17 protein-coding genes are annotated in these 20,764 nt (G+C 68.3%); 5 read left to right on the top strand and 12 right to left on the bottom strand.

Annotation, left to right across the window (positions count from 1 at the left end):
* Positions 1-40: 40 nt before the first annotated feature.
* From EV640_RS03505 to EV640_RS03450, 12 genes are all read right to left on the bottom strand, one after another.
* Entirely contained in the window at positions 41-1,234 is a 1,194-nt protein-coding gene (locus EV640_RS03505; RefSeq protein ID WP_084479597.1) for a Gfo/Idh/MocA family protein, read from the bottom strand.
* Positions 1,231-1,923, bottom strand: a complete 693-nt coding sequence (locus EV640_RS03500; protein WP_133725829.1) for a ThuA domain-containing protein — start codon at positions 1,921-1,923, stop codon at positions 1,231-1,233. The genes EV640_RS03505 and EV640_RS03500 overlap by 4 nt, the downstream gene beginning before the upstream one ends.
* A gap of 8 nt (positions 1,924-1,931) precedes the next feature.
* Complete coding sequence (locus tag EV640_RS03495) at positions 1,932-3,164, bottom strand: Gfo/Idh/MocA family protein (RefSeq protein WP_084479596.1); 1,233 nt, start codon at positions 3,162-3,164, stop codon at positions 1,932-1,934.
* 120 nt (positions 3,165-3,284) lie between these two features.
* Positions 3,285-3,788 carry a DUF421 domain-containing protein gene (locus EV640_RS03490; RefSeq protein WP_036475789.1) on the bottom strand — a complete coding sequence of 168 codons (504 nt, stop codon included), beginning with the start codon at positions 3,786-3,788 and terminating at the stop codon, positions 3,285-3,287.
* 66 nt (positions 3,789-3,854) lie between these two features.
* Positions 3,855-6,080: an SMP-30/gluconolactonase/LRE family protein gene (locus EV640_RS13995; RefSeq protein ID WP_161634820.1), complete on the bottom strand. Its 2,226-nt coding sequence runs from the start codon at positions 6,078-6,080 to the stop codon at positions 3,855-3,857.
* Between the two features lie 157 nt (positions 6,081-6,237).
* On the bottom strand, positions 6,238-7,419 hold the full coding sequence (gene mmsB, locus EV640_RS03480; protein ID WP_036475787.1) for a multiple monosaccharide ABC transporter permease: 1,182 nt from the start codon (positions 7,417-7,419) through the stop codon (positions 6,238-6,240).
* A gap of 3 nt (positions 7,420-7,422) precedes the next feature.
* Positions 7,423-8,964 carry a multiple monosaccharide ABC transporter ATP-binding protein gene (gene mmsA, locus EV640_RS03475; RefSeq protein ID WP_133725828.1) on the bottom strand — a complete coding sequence of 514 codons (1,542 nt, stop codon included), beginning with the start codon at positions 8,962-8,964 and terminating at the stop codon, positions 7,423-7,425.
* 120 nt (positions 8,965-9,084) lie between these two features.
* Positions 9,085-10,248: a multiple monosaccharide ABC transporter substrate-binding protein gene (chvE, locus tag EV640_RS03470; protein WP_133725827.1), complete on the bottom strand. Its 1,164-nt coding sequence runs from the start codon at positions 10,246-10,248 to the stop codon at positions 9,085-9,087.
* 80 nt (positions 10,249-10,328) lie between these two features.
* Positions 10,329-11,858, bottom strand: a complete 1,530-nt coding sequence (araA, locus tag EV640_RS03465) for an L-arabinose isomerase (RefSeq protein WP_243832227.1) — start codon at positions 11,856-11,858, stop codon at positions 10,329-10,331.
* Positions 11,859-11,884: 26 nt separating this feature from the next.
* Entirely contained in the window at positions 11,885-12,658 is a 774-nt protein-coding gene (locus EV640_RS03460; RefSeq protein WP_133725826.1) for an L-ribulose-5-phosphate 4-epimerase, read from the bottom strand.
* Positions 12,655-14,334 (bottom strand): ribulokinase, encoded by a 1,680-nt coding sequence (gene araB / locus EV640_RS03455; RefSeq protein ID WP_133725825.1) that lies wholly within the window; start codon positions 14,332-14,334, stop codon positions 12,655-12,657. The genes EV640_RS03460 and araB overlap by 4 nt, the downstream gene beginning before the upstream one ends.
* Positions 14,335-14,486: 152 nt before the next feature.
* Positions 14,487-15,509, bottom strand: a complete 1,023-nt coding sequence (locus EV640_RS03450) for a LacI family DNA-binding transcriptional regulator (RefSeq protein ID WP_133725824.1) — start codon at positions 15,507-15,509, stop codon at positions 14,487-14,489.
* Positions 15,510-15,661: 152 nt separating this feature from the next.
* Here EV640_RS03450 and EV640_RS03445 point away from each other — a divergent pair, with 152 nt between their 5' ends.
* Genes EV640_RS03445 through EV640_RS03425 form a run of 5 tightly spaced genes read left to right on the top strand, consistent with a single transcriptional unit; the run spans position 15,662 to position 20,731 of the window.
* Positions 15,662-16,828: a Gfo/Idh/MocA family protein gene (locus EV640_RS03445; protein ID WP_133725823.1), complete on the top strand. Its 1,167-nt coding sequence runs from the start codon at positions 15,662-15,664 to the stop codon at positions 16,826-16,828.
* A gap of 59 nt (positions 16,829-16,887) precedes the next feature.
* Positions 16,888-18,102, top strand: a complete 1,215-nt coding sequence (locus EV640_RS03440; protein ID WP_424991609.1) for a dihydrodipicolinate synthase family protein — start codon at positions 16,888-16,890, stop codon at positions 18,100-18,102.
* The gene (locus tag EV640_RS03435; protein ID WP_036475775.1) at positions 18,099-19,019 is read left to right on the top strand and encodes a sugar phosphate isomerase/epimerase family protein; all 921 of its coding nucleotides are present in this window, start codon (positions 18,099-18,101) and stop codon (positions 19,017-19,019) included. The genes EV640_RS03440 and EV640_RS03435 overlap by 4 nt, the downstream gene beginning before the upstream one ends.
* A 38-nt stretch (positions 19,020-19,057) precedes the next feature.
* On the top strand, positions 19,058-19,486 hold the full coding sequence (locus EV640_RS03430) for a universal stress protein (RefSeq protein ID WP_036475773.1): 429 nt from the start codon (positions 19,058-19,060) through the stop codon (positions 19,484-19,486).
* 30 nt (positions 19,487-19,516) lie between these two features.
* Positions 19,517-20,731, top strand: coding sequence for a glycerate kinase (locus EV640_RS03425; RefSeq protein WP_133725821.1), 1,215 nt, complete (start codon positions 19,517-19,519; stop codon positions 20,729-20,731).
* Positions 20,732-20,764: the final 33 nt, after the last annotated feature.

Raw genomic sequence — 20,764 nt, 5'->3', positions numbered from 1 at the left:
TACACCTCGGCCGACACCGCAGGACCCCCGAAGCAGGGACTCATCGAGGGTCCAGCGGCACCGCGCTCGGACGATCCGCCCGGGAGCTGATGGTCACCGAGGCGCCGGTCTCCGCGGCGCTGAGCACCCCGGCCATCACCTCGAGCACGTGCAGACCCAGTGCTCCCTGCGCGCGGCCCAGCGTGGGGTCGCCGTCGAAGGCGCCGGACCAGAACAGATCGGCCAAACCGTAGCCGCGTGCCGCCTGCACGTAGCCGCCGGCGGTCTCCAGCGACTGCCAGGGGCCGCGATCGTGGGTGATCTGCACGTCTCCGGCGAAGTGATTCGGATCCGGGACCGCCATCGAGCCCTCGGTGCCATGGACCTCGATCGGCGGCGCCTGACTGGCGGTGCCGTCGAAGCTCATCACCAGCGTGGAGATGGCGCCCGACTCGTGGATCAGCGCCCCGGTGATGTGGCTCGGAGTGCTCACGCTCAGCTTCTCCCCCGCTCTGGGACCTGACCCGATCTCGCGCTCGGTCCGCAGCGCACTGGAGGCACCGATGACAGAGGTCACCGGACCCAGCAGCGTGACCAGACTGGTGACGTAGTACGGGCCCATGTCCAGCAGCGGTCCGCCGCCGGGCTGGTAGTAGAAATCAGGGTTGGGGTGCCAGCTCTCATGCCCGGAGGTGACCATGGTGGCCACCGCGCTCATCGGGGTCCCGATCTGCCCGGCGTCCACGGCGGCGCGTGCGGTCTGCACCCCGGTGCCCAGCACCGTGTCCGGCGCGCTGCCCATGACCACTCCGGCCGCTTCGGCGGCGGCGAGCATCTGCTGACCCTCAGCCACGGTCGCGGCGAAGGGCTTCTCCACATAGACCCCCTTGCCGGCGGCGATCGCAGCCAGCGAGGTCTCCGCGTGGGCCCGCGGGATCGTGAGGTTGATGACGGCGTCCACCTCCGGGGCGGCGAGCAGCTCATCGACGCTCACCCCTTCCGCGCCGCCGGTCGCGGCCACCTCTCGGGCCCGATCGAGATCCAGGTCGGCGACGGCGACCAGGTTCAGGTCCTCGAGACGGTTCAGCGTCTGCAGGTACTGGCCGCTGATGTTTCCGGCTCCGATGAGCCCGAGGTTGAGCGTCCGCTGCGGTTCGGACGTCGATGCCTGCGGCGATCCCTGGTGCGCCCCACGCGGCGACTCTTGCGGCGACCCCTGCGGCGATCCTTGCGGTAACCCTGCCCCGGCGCTCATCGGCTGGCCCAGAGCATGCCGCGCTCGATCATGGTGCGCACGTTCGGGTTCTCCAACACTTCGACGCGGTGCCCGGGGGTCGAGACGAAGACTCGGCCGCGGCCCCAGCGTCGGGTCCAGATCGCCGGGTTCACGTGCGGCTTCTCCCACTCGTCAAAGTCCCGCTTGGGCAGGGTGGTGGTGGCGAGCACGTCGATGAGCTGATCGTGGAGCACCCAGTACTGCTCGGTGACCAGGTCGAAACTCTCGATGCCGGTGGTGATCGGGTGATCGGCGGCCTCCGGTGCGATGTCGATGCGATGCGGGGTGTAGTAGTCGGACTGCTCACCGGTGCGCTCCTCGGGGTGCACCGCCGGGTGGTGGGCGAACTGCCCGCCGATCAGCTGCAGGTATCCGTCGCTGGCTCGGTAGGAGTCGGCGATGCCGCCGTGCCACCCGGCCAGCCCGGAGCCTGCGGCGACGGCGGTGCGCAGGCCTTCCAGCTGGTCCTTCTCGATGGTGGACATGGTCATGCACTGCACGATCAGGTCCACCGAGTCCATGGTCGCGGCGTCGGCGTAGACCTCCGGGGATTCATGGATCGCCACCTGGTAGCCGTTGGCCTCCAGGAAGGGCAGGAACATCTCGGTGGCCTCCACGGGCTGATGCCCGTCCCAGCCGCCGCGGACGATGAGTGCGCTCTTGGTCATGGTCTCTCTCAGTCTTGGGGTTCTGGTCGGTGGACCGGGGTGTAGCGACTGGCGTCCTGTGCGCTGGCCTCCACGGCGTGGAGCACCCGCTGGACCTTCAGCGCCTCGGCGAAGTCGGGCCGCGGCGCGGTGTCTGATTCCAGGGCGGCGACGACGTCGGCCACCTGGTGTACGAAGAGGTCCCCGTAGCCCAGGCCGTGGCCCACCGGCCACCAGTGATCGGTGTAGGGGTGCACCGCGTCGGTGACCTGGATGGTGCGGAAGCCCTGGGCCGCCTGGTCATCGCGGGCGTCGAAGTACTCCAGGGTGTTCATCGACTCAAAGTCGAAGGCGATGGATCCGAGACTGCCGTTGATCTCCAGCCGGTTGGCGTTGCGGCGTCCCTGGGCGAACCGGGTGGCCTCGAAGACGCCGATGGCCCCGCCGTCGAACCGCGCGGTGAAGGCCGCGGCGTCGTCCACCGTCACGGGGCCGCGCGGCGCGCCGGCTTCGGCGCGGCCGCCCAGTCCCTCGGCCGCCCCGGCAAGCGGGCGAGTCTCCACGAAGGTGTGCAGCATGGCGGAGACGCCGGTGATCAGCTGTCCGGAGACCCACTGGGCGGCATCCACGGAATGGGCGCAGATATCGCCCAGAGCCCCGCTTCCGGCCTGGTCCTTGTCCAGTCGCCAGTTCAGCGGGGTGTCGGCGTCGCTGAGCCAGTCCTGGAGGTACTGCGCGCGCACATGCCGGATCTCACCGAGCCGGCCCTCCTCGACGAAGCGCTTCGCCAGCGCCAGTGCAGGGGTCCGGCGGTAGCTGAACCCGCAGAAGGTGCGCACCCCCTCGGCCTCGGCCCGCGCGGCGGCGGCCGTCATCGCTTCAGCCTCGGCCACCGAGTTGGCCAGCGGCTTCTCGCACAGCACGTGCTTGCCGGCAGCCAGGGCCGCCAGGGCGATCTCGGCGTGAGTGTTGCCCGGGGTGCAGATGTCGACGACGTCGATGTCCTCGCGTTCGACGGCGCGGCGCCAGTCGGTCTCGATCTCTGCGATCTCCAGCCGGTCCGCGGCGGCCCGGGTGCGGGCCGCGTCGCGACCGACGAGCAGGGCGAGCTCGGGGGCGTGGTCAAGATCGAAGAACCTCGGCGCGGTCCGCCAGGCGTGGGTGTGGGCGACACCCATGAACGCATGGCCGATGATCGCCACCCGCAGGGGGCGTCCGGCGGACGTCGGGGCGGGCTGTTGAACTTCGGTGGACTCGGTCAATCGGACTCCTCGGCAGCAGCAGGAATGTGATCCGCGTCAACCTTACGCCTTGTGCCGCAAAACGCATCACCGCGCAACTAATCACTTCCTGTGGCGCCGGGCGCGCTCCAACAGGCCGGCTCAGTTGAGGTCGCTCAGGGCTGAGCTGTCACCCAGGTTCTCTGTGGAGATCACGCTGAGCGTGCCGTTGGTCTCCAGCACGACGGCGGCGATGCCGCCCAGATCTCCGGCACCGCTGCTGCGGATCGCCTGGTGCACCTCGGAGGCCGAGAGCCGGTTGCGGCGCAGCTGCTCCGCCTGCAGCTCCCCATGCCAGAGCACCACCGCGGGCCGTGCGGTGATAAGCGTTCGAAACCGGGGCGCTCGCGCGGAGATCCAGGCCAGGATGAACTGCAGCCCTGCGAGCAGCACCAGAGCCAGCGCACCTTCAGTCCAGGAGACATCACTGCTGAGCAGGATCGTCGCCAGCACGGATCCCAGCGCCACCGTGACGATGAAGTCGAAGGCGTTGAGCTGGCTCAGCGTGCGCTTGCCCGAGAGGCGGATCACCAGGATCAACATGACATACGCGGTCATGCCGATCAGCAGCACCCGCCCCAGGTCTGACCACGAATCGAACCACATATGTATCCCGCTTTCCGGCGCCGTCGGCGCCCTGGTGGTGGGTGGCGCGCCGGCGCCTGGGCTGGCTCAGCTGCGCGACTCCGAGCCGAAGAGCAGATCCTCCAGGAACGCGTTGCGGAAAGTGCGATGCGGGTCCAGCTCCTCGGCCAGACGTGTGAAGTCCCCCAGTCGGGGGTAGAGGCTGGCGATCTCGGTGGTGGCGAACCGCTTGCCCCAGTGCGGCCGGGCGCCGAGCGGGAGCAGCTGTTCCTCGAGGCGCGGCAGCAGCGCCGCGACCTCCGCCTCGCGCTGGAGCCAGGTGAAGTGGAACCCGACGGTCTCCCGGCCGGAGGCACCGCTGAGCCACTGCTCGTCCGCCGGCATCGTGCGGATCTCGCTGATCAGGAGCAGCGGCTCGATCTCAGCGGCCAGGGCGCGCATCCGGCGCAGTCCTTCCACGGCATTCTCGCGCGGGAGCAGGTATTCGCTCTGCAGCTCGTCACCGTTGCTGGGGGTGAAGTCCAGCCGGAAGTGCGGCAGGCGCTGGTCCCAGCTGCCCCACCGCCCGCCCTGTTCGGTGGCGAACTCCGGGGGGCCTCCGGCGAGACCGATGTCCTGGCTCCGGGCGCGGACGCCGAGCACCTCTGCCGGAGGCTCCTGGGTGGACTTCATCCAGACCAGCCCGAAGTCCTCTCCGGCCCACCGGGTGAACAGACTCACGCTGTAGGCCGCGCCGGTGAGCTCCTCGAAGTTCTCCAGCACGCCGGCCCAGCTGACCCCGTCGTAGATGTCCTGGCGGACCTCGAAGCTGGGGACCACATCCAAGGTGAGCGTGGTGACGACCCCGAGGGCGCCGAGGCTGACCACCGCACCGTCGAAGTCTGCGTCGCCGCGACTGAAGGTCCGCAGGCTGCCGTCGGCCAGGATCATGTCCAGGCTGCGCACGGAGGAGGCCAGCGGCGGGTTGTGATCACCCGAGCCGTGGGTGCCGGTGGCCACCGACCCCGCCACGGTGATGTGTGGCAGCGAGGCCATGTTCGGCAGCGCCCAGCCCTGGTCCTGCAGCGCTGCGGCGAGGTCCCCATAGCGGGTGGCCGCGTCGAAGGTGACGGTACCCGCCTCGGCGTCCAGGCTGAAGACCCGCGGCATCTCGGTGAGTTCGACCAGTGTGCCGGTGGTGTCGGCCACGGAGCTGAAGCTGTGCCGGCTGCCCAACGCCTTGACCTGGTCAGACTCGGAGACGATCCGGGCCAGCTCCTCGATGGAGCGCGGCCGGACCAGCCGGTCGGCGGAGTAGGTGAGGTTCCCGGCCCAGTTGGCCTGCGGCTCCTGCTCGGGACTGCGCAGATGGCTCACCGCCGGGCGACCCGCGACGCTGACCTCGGCGGTGATCACGCGTCCGTCGTGGTCGGTGAGCTCCTGAAGGTTCTCGGTGGCAGAGGTGACCATCACCCGGTAGGGCGGCGCGGCGCTGAGCGCGATGGAAGTGGGCTGGCGCACCGGCACTTCGATGCGCTCGAGCAGCTCCCCGGAGGGTGAGTAGCGGTGCAGGCAGGACCCGCCCCAGACCGCGGACCACAGGCAGTCTTCGGCGTCGACGGTCATCCCGTCGGGGCCGCCCTCGCTGATGTGAATGAAGTCCTCGCCGGCGTCGAGTCCACCGGTGGCGATGTCCACCCGGTAGCGACGGATCCACCCGGTGGGGGTGTCGGAGAGGTACATCGTGGCCCCGTCGGCGCTGAAGGCCGGACCATTGGGGATGGCCAGGTCCTCGAGCACGATCTGGATCGACCCGTCGGGATCCAGCCGGAGCAAGAAGCCCTGCCCGGCGTCGCCGTCGTAGGCCATGGCGCCGGCCCAGAAGCGGCCGTGCGGGTCGACCACGGCGTCGTTCATCCGCAGCGGCACCGAGGAACGGCCGGCGGCGGGTTCACCCAGTGTCTCCACGACCTGCAGCTCACCTGTGGCGCAGCGCTCCAGCAGGGCGAGGCCCTTGCCGAGCGCCGCGATCCAGCGGCCGTCGGGTGCAGAGCTGTGCTGACGCACCGGTGCCACCGCGCCGAGCGGCTCGTCCAGGCTGCCCTGCAGGGTCAGTCCCGAGCCGGGCTCGGCGGTGGTGGAGTACAGCGCGCCGTCCAAGATGTCGACCAGCACGAAGGGGTGCGCGGCGGTGCCGGGCTGCTCGGTCTCCGGGACCGGGCTGATCCCGGTCTCCAGGAAGCGTGCACCTTCGCCGAGGAAGAGCCGCCGCTCGTCCACCGGGGCCCATGCGCTGCGGATTACCGAGGTGTGCTGTGCGGAATCGATGGTCATTCCCTCATACTTCCAGACGTGGGCGGTGTCACGGTGCGCGATGTCGCCCGGACGTCGTCGAGTGTGCGATCCGTCCAGGAGTTCGGCCTGACCTGGCCGGACCATCTGTTTGGATCGCACACTCGAGGACTGTCCCGGGTTCGCCGCAGGATCGGCCTCAGGCGCTGACCGAGGACCGCTTCTTGCTCCAGACGTCGAAGGCCACGGCCAGCACCAGCACCACGCCGCGCACGACGTTCTGGGTGGACTGGTCGATGCCCAGGATCTGCATCCCGTTGGACATCACCGCCATGATCAGGCCACCGATGATGGCGCCCTGGACCTTGCCGACGCCGCCGGTGACCGCCGCTCCGCCGATGAACGCTGCGGCGATCGCGTCGAGCTCGAACATGTTGCCAGCCGCCGGCTGCGCCGAGTTCGACCGGGCGGAGTAGACGATGCCGGCGACGGCGGCCAGCACGCCCATGTTGACGAAGAGCAGGAAGTTCACGCGCTTGGTCTTCACGCCGGAGAGCTTGGCAGCATCAAGGTTGCCGCCCATGGCGTAGATGTGGCGTCCGAACACGGTGCGCTGGGTGACGAATCCATAGATCAGCACCAGTGCCGCAAGCAGGACCAGCACGTATGGCATGCCGCGGGAGTTCGCCAGCTGCCAGCCGAAGGCCATGATGACCGCCACCACGGCGAGCACCCGGATCGCGAAGAGCCACAGCGCCTCGACCGGCTGCTTGTACTCCAGCTTCCGCATCCGCGCGCGCCATTGCTGCACGGCGAACCCGACCGAGGCCAGCGCGAAGATCAACAGGGTGAAGATGTCATAGCCGGGACCGCCGAGCAGTCCGTTGGAGAATCCGCCGGCGATCTGCCGATACTCGTTGGGAAACGGCGAGAGCGAGACGTTGTCCAGCACCTGCATCGCGAGCCCCCGGAAGATCAGCATGCCCGCAAGGGTCACTATGAACGCAGGGATGCCCACGATCGCCACCCAGAAGCCCTGCCAGATGCCCACCAGCACACCGGTGAGCAGTGCGGCGATGATGCCCACCCACCAGGGCATTCCCTCGCGGATCACCACGACGGCGGCCACGCCGCCGGTGAGTGCCACCACGGAGCCCACCGAGAGGTCGATGTGACCGGCGACGATGATCATCACCATGCCGATGGCAAGGATGAGGATGTAGGAGTACTGCAGCACCAGGTTCGTGATGTTCCCGGGGCTCAGCAGGGTGCCGCCGGTGAGCACCGTGAACAGCAGGACGATGAACACGAAGGCGATGTAGATGCCGCTCTGACGCAGATTCCGCGTCAAGAGCTCGATGAGATTAGATGTACCGGTCATGCCTCAGTCCTTCTCCCTGGTCATGAGCTCCATGAGGCGCTCCTGGGTTGCGTCTTCCACGGGAAGCTGCCCGGTGATCCGGCCGGCGGACAGCGCGTAGACGCGGTCGCACATGCCCAGCACCTCGGGCAGCTCAGAGGAGATCATGATGATCGCCTTCCCTGAGGCAGCCAGCTTGTTGATGATGGAATAGATCTCGTACTTCGCGCCGACGTCGATGCCGCGGGTCGGCTCGTCCAGGATCAGCAGCTCGGGTTCGGTGTAGAGCCACTTGCTCAGCACCACCTTCTGCTGGTTGCCGCCGGAGAGCTTCCCGATGACCGACATCACCGTGGGCGCCTTGATGTTCATGGAGCTGCGGTAACGTTCGGCCACCGCGATCTCCTCGTTGCCGTTGATCCAGCCCCGCGGAGCGACGCGTTTCAGCGCAGCCGCGGTGACGTTGCGGCGGATGTCGTCGATCAGGTTCAACCCGTAGCGCTTGCGATCCTCACTGACGTAGGCGATGCCCGCCTTGATCGCGTCGGCCACGGAGTCCACCTTCACCGGCTTCTTGTGCATATACACCGTGCCGCTGATGTCGCGGCCGTAGGACTTTCCGAACACGCTCATCGCCAGTTCGGTCCGCCCCGCACCCATGAGACCCGCGATGCCCACCACCTCACCGGCGCGCACATTCAGCGAGGCTCCGTCGACGACCTTGCGGTCGCGCTGAGTCGGGTGATTCACGTGCCAGTCTTCGACGCGGAACACCTCCTCACCGATGGTCACATCGCGGTCCGGGTACATGTTCTCCATGTCCCGGCCGACCATGCCGCGGATGATCCGCCGGGTGAGGTCCTCCCCATTGCGGGTGGCCTCGGCCATATCGATGGTCTCCACCGTGCCGCCATCGCGGATCACGGTGGTGGAGTCCGCCACGGCCGCGATCTCACCGAGCTTGTGCGAGATGATGATGCAGGTGACTCCCTCGTCGCGCAGGTCACGGATGAGACCGAGCAGGTGCGCGGAGTCCTCGTCGTTCAGCGCCGCCGTAGGCTCGTCGAGGATCAGCAGCTTCACGTTCTTGCTCAGCGCCTTGGCGATCTCCACGAGCTGCTGCTTGCCCACCCCGAGGTGGCCCACCGGAGTCACCGGGTTCTCGCGGAGACCCACCTTGTCCAACAGGGCCGCGGCCGCAAGGTTGACCTCGTGCCAGTTGATGATTCCCGCGCGGCTCTTTTCATTGCCCAGGAAGATGTTCTCCGCCACGGAGAGGTGCGGCACGAGCGCAAGCTCCTGGTGGATGATGACGATGCCCAGGGCCTCGGAGTCGTTGAGCGAGGAGAAGCTCACATGTTTGGACTCGAAGTGGATCTCGCCCTCGTAGGTGCCAGCCGGGTGAACGCCGGAGAGAACCTTCATCAGCGTGGATTTTCCTGCTCCATTCTCACCGCAGACGGCGTGGATCTCTCCACGTCGCACCTGCAGGTTCACGTCTTGGAGCGCCACCACTCCGGGGAACTTCTTAGTGATGGAGCGCATCTCAAGGATGTTCTCGTTCATGGGCCCTCCTTAGGACCTCTGCCGGAGGTCGGGCCCGGGGCGCTCGCCCCGGGCCCGACCGGCGTAACTGGTGAGCGGTGCTCAGCTCAGTGGTGGATCAGGGTCACTGCCCGATCGAGGTCACTGCTGGCCGGACTCGACCTGCTCCTCGGTATAGAAGTCGGAGTCGACGAGGATCTCCTCATAGTTCTCCTGCAGGATCATCTCCACCGGCAGCAGGTAGGAGGGGATCACCGCGGACCCGTTGTCGTAGCTCTCGGTGTCGTTGGCCTCAGGCTCCTCCCCGTTGAGGAAGGAGTCCGCGGCACTGACCGCCTGATCAGCAAGGTTGCGGGTGTCCTTGAAGATGGTCGAGTGCTGCACGCCTTCGGCGATCAGCGAGACCGAGGCGATCTCAGCGTCCTGGCCGGTCACGATCGGCAGGCCGCTCTCGATGTCGTCGCCCATGCCTGCGCCGCGCAGAGCGTTGATGATGCCGCGGGAGAGCGGATCTGCCGGGGAGAGCACCCCGTGGAGCTCTTCGCCCCCGCTATAGGTGCTGGTCAACAGGTTCTCCATGCGCTCTTGGGCGGTCTCCTGCTCCCAGCGCTGCGTGGCGGCCTGTTCGATGGTGGTCTGGCCGGAAGGAACTGCCAAGGTGCCGTCCTCGATATAGGGCTCGAGCACGTCCATCGCGCCGTCCCAGAAGAAGCGGGCGTTGTTGTCATCCAGTGAGCCAGCGAAGAGCTCGACGTTCAGCGTCTCCTCGGGGGCGTCCTCGGCCTCCTCGAAGTTCTCGTCGAAGACCCCCAGACCATAGAGCAAAGCGTTGGCCTGCTCCTGGCCCACAGCGAAGTTGTCGAAGGTGACGTAGAAGTCGACGTTCTCGCTGTTGGTGAGCAGCCGGTCGTAGGAGATGACCGGGATGTCGGCCGCATCTGCGGCGTCGAGCTGGCTGGTCAGCGCCGAGCCGTCGATGGAGGCGATGATCAGCGCGTCGTAGTCCTGGGTGATCATCTGGTCGATCTGCTGCTGCTGGGTGGGGATGTCGTCGTCGGCGTACTGCAGGTCGGCCGTATAACCGAGCTCCTCCAGGCCCTCCTCGACGGAGGCACCGTCGTTGAGCCAGCGTTCGTAGGTCTGCGTCGGCATGGCGACACCTACTGTCATGTCCTCCGGGGCCGCGTCCCCGCCATCGGCGTCGTCTCCGCCGCCGTCGCTTCCGGCGCCGCCTCCCGCGCAAGCGGTGAGACCAAGGACCAGAGCCGCCGAGATGCCCAACATCTTCATTGATCGGTTGTGCATGATGTTTCCTCCTGAGAAGTGATGTCTGCCGCTGTGGCAGGCACGTGGTGCGAATGAGTGGGTCTGATGCGCACAGCTGGCTAGAGCCCCTGCGCAAGTCGGTGGTAGGCGGCGTTGAATCGCAGCTCCTTGGCGAACCCGCGGGCAGTGGTCGCCGCATCGATCACTGCCAGCTCCATCCCGGCGATCTCCGCGAGATCCTCGAAGGCCTGAAGCCCGGCCCCGGTGGAGAGCACCGTGTGGTGGGCTGCCCCGGCGGTGAGCCAGCAGGTCGCCGAGGTCGCGAAATCAGGCCGCGGCTCCCAGACCGCGCGGGCCACGGGAAGGTTCGGCAGCGGCTGATCCGGGGGCACCAGGTCCACCAGGTTCGCGGTCAGCCGGAAGCGTTCGCGCAGATCAGACATCGCCACGACGACGCCCTCGCCGGGATCGGTGTCGAAGACCATCCTCACCGGGTCCTCCCGGTCCCCGATGCCCAGCGGGTGGATCTCGATCCGCGGAGTCGAGGTGGTCAGCGAGGGGCAGATCTCCAACATGTGCGCGCCCAGGATCTTCTCCCGCCCCGGAGTCATCTCGTAGGTGTAGTCCTCCATCAACGAAGCACCCCCGGGCAGCCCATGGCCCATGACCTTCGCGGCCCGGACCAACAGCGCGGTCTTCCAGTCACCTTCGGCACCGAAGCCGTAGCCGGAGCTCATCAGCCGCTGCACCGCCAGGCCAGGGAGCTGACGGAGCCCGCCGAGATCCTCGAAGTTCGTGGTGAACGCGGAGAACCCGCCCTCGTGAAGGAAGGACCGCATCCCCGCCTCCTGGCGGGCCGCATAGGCCAGGGATTCCCGGCGCTCCCCGCCGGCCTGAAGCTCAGCGGCGACGTCATACTCAGCGTCGTACTCGGCCAGCAGCTCATCGACCTGCGCATCGGTCACGGCGTCGACCCGTGCGACCAGGTCATTGACCGCCCAGGTGTTGATCGAGGTGCCCAGCCGGATCTCGGCCTCGGTCTTGTCCCCCTCGGTGACCGCGACGTTGCGCATATTGTCCCCGAACCGGCACACCCGCATGTTCGCCAATGCGTTCCACCCGGCCGCGGCGCGGGCCCAGGTGCCCACCTCGGCCTGCACCCGCGGGTCGGTGCTGTGCCCGACCACGGTCTTGCGGCGGACTCCCGTGCGAGTGGCGATGTAACCGAACTCCCGGTCCCCGTGGGCGGCCTGGTTCAGGTTCATGAAGTCCATGTCGATATCCGCCCAGGGCAGCGCCATATTCGCCTGGGTGTGGAAGTGCAGCAGCGGCTTCGCCAGGGCTTCGAGCCCTGCGATCCACATCTTCGCCGGAGAGAAGGTGTGCATCCACACGATCACCCCGAGACAGTCCTCATCCGCGTTGGCCTCCAACGCGGCGGTCCGGATCGCGTCGCGCTCGGTGAGCACCGGCTTCCACAGGATCTGAACCGGGATCTCATCTGCGCCGTCGAGGGCGTCGGTGACCTGACGGGACTGCTCGGCCACCGTCTGAAGGGTCTCGGGTCCGTAGAGGCCCTGAGATCCGGTGAGGAACCAGATGGACTTCCCCGCGAAAGGAGAAGCCAACAGAGAAGCGGTGGGATTCATGGTCTTCGAAGTTCCGGCGCTGGCGCTCATGTGTTGTCCTTCTGTCCATAGACGTTCTGGTAGCGCGCATAGAGCGCATCGATCTGGTGCTGGGCGATCCGCTGCGGCTCCCCATAGGCGCGGGCGAAGTGCACGGTGCGCGCCACCTCTTCACAGAGCACCGCCGCCTTCACCGCCTCCTTCGCATCGGCCCCGATGGTGAACGGTCCATGGCGGTCCATCAGCACCGCCTTCGACCGGGAGGCCCGCAACGTCTCCACGATGCCGCGGCCGATGGAGTCGTCCCCGATCAGCGCGAAGGGCCCGACGGGGATGTCGCCGCCGAACTCATCGGCCATCATGGTCAGCACGCACGGGATCGCCTCACCCCGGGCCGCCCAGGAGGTCGCATAGGAGGAATGGGTGTGGACCACCCCGCCGACGTGACGCATATGCCGGTAGACATAGGCATGGGCGGCGGTGTCGGAGGAGGGCGAGAGCCCGATCGAGGTGTCGTCATCGACCTTGACCCCGTCCAGGGTGCAGACCACCATGTTCGCCGCATTCAGCTCGTCATAGCTGACCCCGGAAGGCTTGATCACGAAGAGCCCCGAGATATCGCCTGAGACGTTCTCCGAGGCGTGGGCGGCAGCCTGCTCGGCGCCTTCATCCAGGTCCACCCGGGCCGAGACATTGCCCGCGGTCCAGGCCACCAGGTCATTGCGCGGCAGCTCGGCATGCAGCGCGGCCACGGCCTCCCGCGCCGAAGCGATGGCCTCTCTGGCCGAGGCGGAGAAGTCGTTCAGATGCAGTGCGCTCATGCGCTGACCTCCTGGTGGCGTGCCCGACGCCGGATGGCTTTGAGCCGGCGCATCACGTCATTGCCGCCGCGGCCGAAGTGATCATGCAGCGCCCGGTATTCGGCGTAGAGCTCGTCATAGGCGGTCACCGCGTCTGGCTGCGGGGTGTAGGCGTTGCGCCGGCGCCCGCCCATGACGGCGCCGGCGGCGGAGGCGTCCGGGTAGGCTCCGGCGGCGACGGCGGCGTGGATGGCCGAGCCCAGGGCGGGGCCCTGGGTGGAGACGATGGTCGAGATCGGGAGCCCGGTGATGTCGGCGTAGAGCTGCATCAGGAAGGAGTTCCGCAGCAGTCCCCCGGCGACGACGAGCTCGGTCACCGGAACCCCGGAGTCGTTGAAGGCCTCGATGATGGTGCGGGTGCCGAAGGCGGTGGACTCCAGCAGGGCGCGGTAGCCGTCCTCGGGCTTGGTCGCCAGGGTCGCACCGAGCACCAGCCCGGAGAGCTCATGGTCCACCAGCACCGAGCGGTTTCCGGAATGCCAGTCCAGAGCGATCAGTCCGTGCGCGCCGACCGGCTGCGTGGCGGCCTTCTCGGTGAGCAGCTCATGCACGCTCAGGCCCCGGGTCTCGGCCTCCTCGCTGATGCTTCCAGGGACCTGGTTCGCCACGTACCAGGCGAAGATGTCGCCCACCCCGGACTGTCCGGCCTCATAGCCCCAGAGCCCGTCGGTGATGCCGCCATAGACGGCCCCGCACATGCCGGGCACCTCGGCCAGGTGGTCTCCGTTCATCACGTGACAGGTCGAGGTTCCCATGATCGCCACCATCTGCCCCGGCGCCACCGCGTCGGCGGCCGGAGCGGTGACATGGGCGTCCACGTTGCCGACGGCCACGGCGATGCCCTCCGGAAGCCCGGTCCACTCCGCCGCGGCGGCGCTGAGCCCCCCGGCGCGCTCCCCGAGCTGCCCGATCCGGTGCTCGAGCTTCTCGGTGACGAAGCCGGAGAACTCGGGGTTCAGAGCCGAGAGGAACTCCGCGTCGGGGTAGCTGCCGTCCTGGTAGATGCCCTTATAGCCGGCGGTGCAGGCGTTGCGCAGATATTCCCCGGTGAGCTGCCAGACGATCCAGTCGGCGGCCTCCACCCAGTGGTCCATGGCCGCGTAGATCTCGGGATCTTCCTCCAGGACCTGCAGACCCTTGGCGAACTCCCATTCGGAGGAGATGAACCCGCCGTAGCGGTTGATCCAGGATTCTCCGCGGGAGTGGGCGAGCTCGTTGATCCGGTCGGCCTGAGCCTGGGCTGCGTGGTGCCTCCAGAGCTTCACGTAGGCGTGCGGCCGGTCGGCGTATTCGGGCAGCTCATTGAGCGGGGTGCCCTGCCGAGTCGTGGGCACCATGGTGCAGGCGGTGAAGTCCGTGGCGATGCCGACGACCTGCTCAGCAACGACCCCGGCTTCGCGCAGGGCCGCAGGCACCGCGGACTTCAGCACATCGACGTAGTCGGCTGGGACCTGGAGCGCCCATTCCGGGGGCAGCGGCTCGCCGCGGTGGGCGGTGAGCGTCGCGTCCATGACCGCGTGACCGTATTCGTGGACCGCGGAGCCGAGCTCGGCTCCGTCGCTGAGGCGCACCACCAGGGCACGTCCCGAGAGCGTGCCGTAGTCGACACCGATGACGACTGCGTCCGCAGCAGGCATGGAACACCGTTCTTCCTTGAGCTGGATCTGACGTCGGGCAGATCCTGACCGATCGGCACATTCGGTCGTGACCTGAGTCACGTGATCTGCGTCTCAGCAATGTTAACGTTAACATCGCACTCCGCGTCAAGGCTTTCTCAAGATTCTCTGGTTCAGCTGCGGACGGCGGTGGATCCGCGTTCGATCAGCTCCGGGGAGATGAAGTTCGGCACGTGAGTCAGTCCGTCGGTGAGGTCCAGCAGCAGCTCCAGCGCCGCGCGTCCGGCCTCCTCGAAGGGCTGACGCACCGTGGTCAGCGGCGGGGAGAAGTACCCGGCGGCATCGACGTCGTCGAACCCGACCACCGAGATGTCCCCCGGGACGTGGAGCCCGCGCTCGGCCAGCGCCCGGACCAGCCCCAGGGCGATGAAGTCATTGGAGGCGAAGATCGCGTCGGGCAGCGGGTCCCCGCAGAAGAGCTCCTGGGCAGCCTCATAGCCGGCCTCGGCCGTCCAGCCGGAGGCCCGGATCATCGGTGGTGCGCTGAGATCAGCGACGGCGAGCGCCTGCCGCCACCCGACCACGCGGCCGCGGGCATCGAACCACTCCATCGGGCCGGCGATGTGGGCGATGGACCGGTGGCCGAGGTCGATGAGGTGCTGGGTGGCACGTCGCGCGCCGAGCTCCTGGTCGATGCCGGCCACGTTCATGTTTCCCGCAGGCCAGAGCCCAGAGGTGACCAGCACCAGCGGCACCCGGGCGGAGAGCTGCTTGGCCGCCTCGGCCAGCGCGGGCACCGGGGTGATCACCACGATCCCCTCGATCCCGTGGCTGAGAAAGAAGTCCAGTGTGGAGTCCACCGTCTCGGCGCGCTGATCGCGGACCACGCTGAGCGCTGTGGCGTAGCCGCGCTGCCGAGCGGCATTCTCGATCGCCCAGGTCATCCGGGTGGGACCGAAGTCGGTGTCACCCTGGCTGACCACACCGATCAGCCCGGTGCTCTGGGTCTTCAGCGCCCGGGCCTGGCTGTTGCGCCGGTACCCCAGGGTGGCCATGGAGCGCTCGATCCGCCCGCGAGTGTCCGGGTGCACCGTCTCGGGAGCGTTCAGAACACGGGAGACGCTCTGATGCGAGACACCGGCATGTTTGGCGACGTCGATCATCGACGGCCGCCTGGCACCTTTGCGCTTCGCCACGCTCACCTCGCGGCTCCTCTCCCCTGCTCGAAATGATCCTGCCACATCCCCGCACCGACGCCGATCCCGAATTGTGACGTTTGACACAACTAACCCGGTGAGAATAGTTTGGAAAGCGCATTCCCATTCGTGCCTCCAAGGAGTTCCCCACCATGTCTGAGCCCCGCGTCCTGCGCATCGCCATGAACGGCATCACCGGCCGAATGGGATACCGCCAGCACCTGCTGCGTTCGATCCTGCCCATCCGTGATCAGGGCGGCATCACCCTGGCCGACGGGTCCACGGTCACCGTCGAGCCCATCCTGATCGGCCGGAATGAGGCGAAGATCAAGGAGCTGGCCGCCAAGCACGACGTCGAGCATCACAGCACCGACCTCGACGCCGTGATCAACGATCCCTCCGTGGACATCGTCTTCGACGCCTCGATGACCTCGTTGCGCCACGCCACCCTCTCGACGGCCATCGGCGCCGGGAAGCACATCTTCACCGAGAAGCCCACTGCAGAGACCCTGGAGGAGGCCGTGGACCTGGCACGCCAGGCTCGGGCCGCGGGCATCACCGCCGGGGTCGTGCATGACAAGCTCTACCTCCCGGGCCTGATCAAGCTGCGCCGCCTGGTTCAGGAGGGCTTCTTCGGCCGGATCCTCTCGCTGCGCGGGGAGTTCGGCTACTGGGTCTTCGAAGGGGACCAGCAGCCCGCCCAGCGCCCCTCCTGGAACTACCGGCTCGCCGACGGCGGTTCGATGACCACCGACATGTACTGCCATTGGAACTACGTGCTCGAGAGCATCATCGGCACGGTCAAGACCGTGACCTCCAAGACCGCCACCCACATCCCGCAGCGCTGGGACGAACACGGCGAGGCCTATACCGCCGACGCCGACGACGCCGCCTACGGCATCTTCGACCTCGAGACCCCGGAGGGCGATCAGGTCATCGGTCAGATCAACTCCTCCTGGGCCGTGCGGGTCTACCGCGACGAGCTCGTGGAGTTCCAGGTCGACGGCACCCATGGCTCCGCGGTCGCCGGATTGAACCAGTGTGTTGCCCAGCAGCGCGCCCACACCCCGAAGCCGGTGTGGAACCCTGACCTGCCGGTCACCGAGTCCTTCCGTGACCAGTGGAGCGAGGTGCCCGCCAACGCCGATCTGGACAACGGCTTCAAGGCGCAGTGGGAAGAGTTCCTCGCCGACGTCGTGGCCGGCCGCGAACACCGCTTCGGCCTGCTCTCCGCCGCTCGCGGGGTCCAGCTGGCCGAGCTCGGACTGCGCTCCGCCGCAGAACGCCGCACCCTCGACATCCCGGAGCTCACCCTATGAGCACCCCCGCCCCTGCCGACTCCGTGACCAACGACAGCACCCGAACCTCCACGGTCACTCTGCCGACTCTGCGGCTGCCCTCCCCTGAGGGTCAGCTGCTGGACTACACGATGACTGGTCCCGCAGACTTCACTCCCCCTACCAAGCCGCTGACCTCGCGAAAGGTCTACGCCGCGGCGCACGTGGTGCCGATGATGACGGCGGAGAACGTCCCCGGTGCACCCGCGCAGCTGGACTGGGAGGCCACCCTGGCCTACCGGCATGAGCTGTGGTCCTACGGGCTCGGCGTCGCCGACGCGATGGACACCGCGCAGCGCGGAATGGGGCTGGACTGGGCGGCGACCCAGGAGCTGATCCGGCGCTCGGCCGCCGAGGCCGCCGCCGTGGTGCGCACGCAGCGCCACCCCGCGGTGATCGGCCGCTCGGTGCGGGATCTGATCGCCTGCGGCGCCGGCACCGACCAGCTGGACCCCGGCCCCCTTGAGCCCGGAACGGCTGGCCTGGATGCGGTGCTCGCCGCGTACCGCGAGCAGCTCGCCGTGGTCGAGGACTCTGGGGCCAAGGTCATCCTGATGGCCTCCCGCGCGCTGGCCAAGGTGGCCGGCAGCCCCGAGGACTACCTCGCGGTCTACTCGCCGCTGCTCGACCAGGCCAAGGAGCCGGTCATTCTGCACTGGCTGGGCCCGATGTTCGATCCCGCGCTCACCGGATACTGGGGCTCCACGGACGTCACGGCCGCGACCAGCACCTTCCTTCGACTGATCCAGGAGAACGCCGAGAAGATCGACGGCGTGAAGGTCTCGCTGCTCGACGCCGCACACGAGAAGCAGCTGCGCGCCGCTCTTCCCGAGGGTGTCCGGCTCTATACCGGCGATGACTTCAACTATCCGGAACTGATCCACGGCGAGGACGGCGTGCACTCCGATGCGCTGCTGGGCATCTTTGCGGCCATCTACCCGGCGGCCTCGGCGGCGTTGCAGGCCTACGACGCCGGAGACCCGGAGCGCGGGTTGGCGATCATGGACTCCACCCGGGCGCTGGGCAAACACATCTTCACCGCCCCCACCCTGTACTACAAGACCGGGATCGCGTTCCTGGCTTGGCTCAACGGACACCAGAGCGGATTCCAGCTGGTGGGCGGGCTGCATTCCGGACGTTCACTGACCCACCTGGCGCATACCTTCGTGCTCGCCGATCAGGCCGGGCTGCTGCGCGACCCGCAGCTGGCCGCCGAACGGATGACCGCGCTGTTAGACACCGGAGGACTCAGATGAGCTTCGAACTCTCGCTGAACACCGGCACGACGCCGAACCTGAGCCTCGAGCAGGCCGCCGAGGCGGTGGCCGAGGCGGGGCTGACGCACATCGGCCCCTGGCGCCACCTGCTGGAGCAGGCCGGTGGGGCGCAGCGGTCGGCGGCGATCATCGCCGCCGCCGGACTCACCGCCACCACCCTGTGCCGCGGCGGGTTCCTCACCCCGGCCGACGCCCCGGGCCGCCGGGCGGCGCTGGAATCGAACCGGGCCGCGATCCGCGAGGCGGCGATGATCGGCACGGCCGAGCTGATCATGGTGGTCGGCGGGCTGCCGGCCGCGGCGCACCTCATCGACGGCCGCGGCGACGCCGTGGAGCAGAGCATCGCGGACAAGGACATCCTCGGCGCCCGCGAGCGCGTGGCCGAGGGCATCGCCGAGCTGGTGCCCTACGCCGCTGAACATGGGGTCCGGCTGGTCCTGGAGCCGCTGCACCCGATGTACGCCGCGGACCGCGCGGTGCTCTCCACCCTGGGCGAGGCCCTGGACCTCGCGGCCCCGCACCCGGCGCAGACGGTCGGCGTCGTCCTCGACACCTTCCACGTCTGGTGGGACCCGCAGCTGCGCGAGATGATCGCGCGGGCCGGCGCCGAGCACCGGATCGCGAGCTATCAGGTGTGCGACTTCAACCTCCCGCTGGCCGCCGACGCGCTGAAGTCCCGCGGCATGATGGGCGATGGGTACGTGGACTTCCCCACCATCAGCCGATGGGTGGCCGAGGCCGGCTACACCGGGCCGGTCGAGGTCGAGATCTTCAACCAGCAGATCAACGACCAGGACGCGGCGATCACGCTGGAGACCATGAAGCAGCGCTTCGCCCAGCTGGTCCTGCCCGCCCTGAAGGGTGCGCGCCCAGCCGCCGAAGCTCCAGTACGCTGATCTGTGGTCACCCTCACACCTCAAAGAAGGAGAACACCATGACAGGTCCGATCATCGTCGGCGTGGACGGAAGTCCGACGGCCCAGCGTGCCGCCCATAAGGCCCGCGATCTCGCGCTGAAGCTCGATGTCGCGCTGCATGTGGTGTCCGCGCACACCGACGCCACCATCGAACACGTCAACAGCGGCTCGGACCAGTGGGTGGTCTCGGGTGCCGACAACGCGCTCTACATCGCCGAGCAGGTGGTCCGAGGTCTGCGCACCCCCGGGCTGAAGATCCACGCTGGATCGGCTCAGGGCAAGCCCGCGGAGGCGCTGATCGACTACGCGGAGAAGGCGGGCGCCCAGCTGATCGTGGTGGGCAACCAGCGCATGCGCGGAGCCCGTCGGGTGCTGGGCAGCGTCGCGAACACCGTGTCACACACCGCGGGCTGCGACGTCTACATCGCCAACACCTATGTCGACTAGGACCCGCAGACCCCGGCAGATCCGCACACGATGAGCACCACCGCCGCGCCGCGCATCGTCTGCGTCCCGGACTCGTTCAAGGGCTCCGCGAGTGCGGCCGAGGCCGCAGCGGCCATGGCCCGCGGGGCCCGCCAGGTCTTCGGTGCGGCAGAGATCCTCGAGCTGCCCTTCGCCGACGGAGGCGAGGGCACCCTGGAGGCGCTGCTGGCCGCCTGGGGACGCACTCCGGAGACCGTGGAAATCCATGACGCGCTGGGTCGCCCGGCGACCGCGCAGTACGGGCGTTCTGCCGACGGACGCACCGGGGTGATCGAGGCGGCGCAGGGCAACGGGCTTCCGCAGGTCTCTGATGTCGCGCCGCAGCCGCTGCGCGCCGACACCTTCGGAGTCGGGCTGATCGCTCGTGCGCTGCTGGCCGAACCGGAGTGCACCGAGATCCTGCTGTGCATCGGCGGCTCCGCGAGCACCGACGGCGGCACCGGGCTGCTGCGCGCCCTGGGCGCCGAGTTCCTCGACGCGACCGGGACGCCGGTGGACCCCGGCGGCGCGGGCCTGGGAAAGATCAGCTCCGTGGACCTCAGCGCGCTGGAACCCCGGGCCCGTCAGGTGCGCTGGCGGGTCGCGGTGGATGTGGACAATCCGCTCACCGGCGAGCGCGGGGCGGCGGCGGTGTTCGGACCTCAGAAGGGCGCGACGCCGGAGCAGGTCGGTCTCCTCGATGCCGGTCTCGCCCGACTCGCCGAGGTGCTGGGCGTCATGGGCGAGACCGATCCGGAGCAGCTGTGCGCAGCCCCGGGCTTCGGCGCGGCCGGCGGCATGCCGCTGGCGCTGACCGTGCTGCTCGGGGCTCAGGTGCTGCCCGGTTCGCAGATGGTGGCCGAGGCGCTGGACCTCCAGCAGACCCTGGCCCGGGCCGATCTCGTGATCACCGGGGAGGGTTCGCTGGACGCCCAGTCCCTCGGCGGCAAGGTGGTCCAGGCCGTGCAGCGCTGCGCCCCGCCCGAGGCGGCGGTGCTGGTGATCGCCGGGGCGGTGCAGCTCAGCGCGGAACAGTGCCGAGCCGCGGGGCTCACCGCGGCGTTCTCGATCGCCCCTGGCGCGGCCTCGCTGCCGGATCTGCTGGACCGAGCCGGGGAGCTGATCACCGACACCACGGCGCAGGCCTGCGGGCTGCTGGAACATCAGCTGCCACAGGCCATGGACTCCGCTGAGACCAACTCCTCGGCGCGACGCCACCTGCCCTGAGGGCACACTCGGCCGCTCCAGGGCGTCGCGCTC

Source organism: Nesterenkonia aurantiaca, from assembly GCF_004364585.1.
GTDB classification, from domain to species: domain Bacteria; phylum Actinomycetota; class Actinomycetes; order Actinomycetales; family Micrococcaceae; genus Nesterenkonia; species Nesterenkonia aurantiaca.
This window is presented reverse-complemented; position numbering and strand designations above follow the sequence as displayed.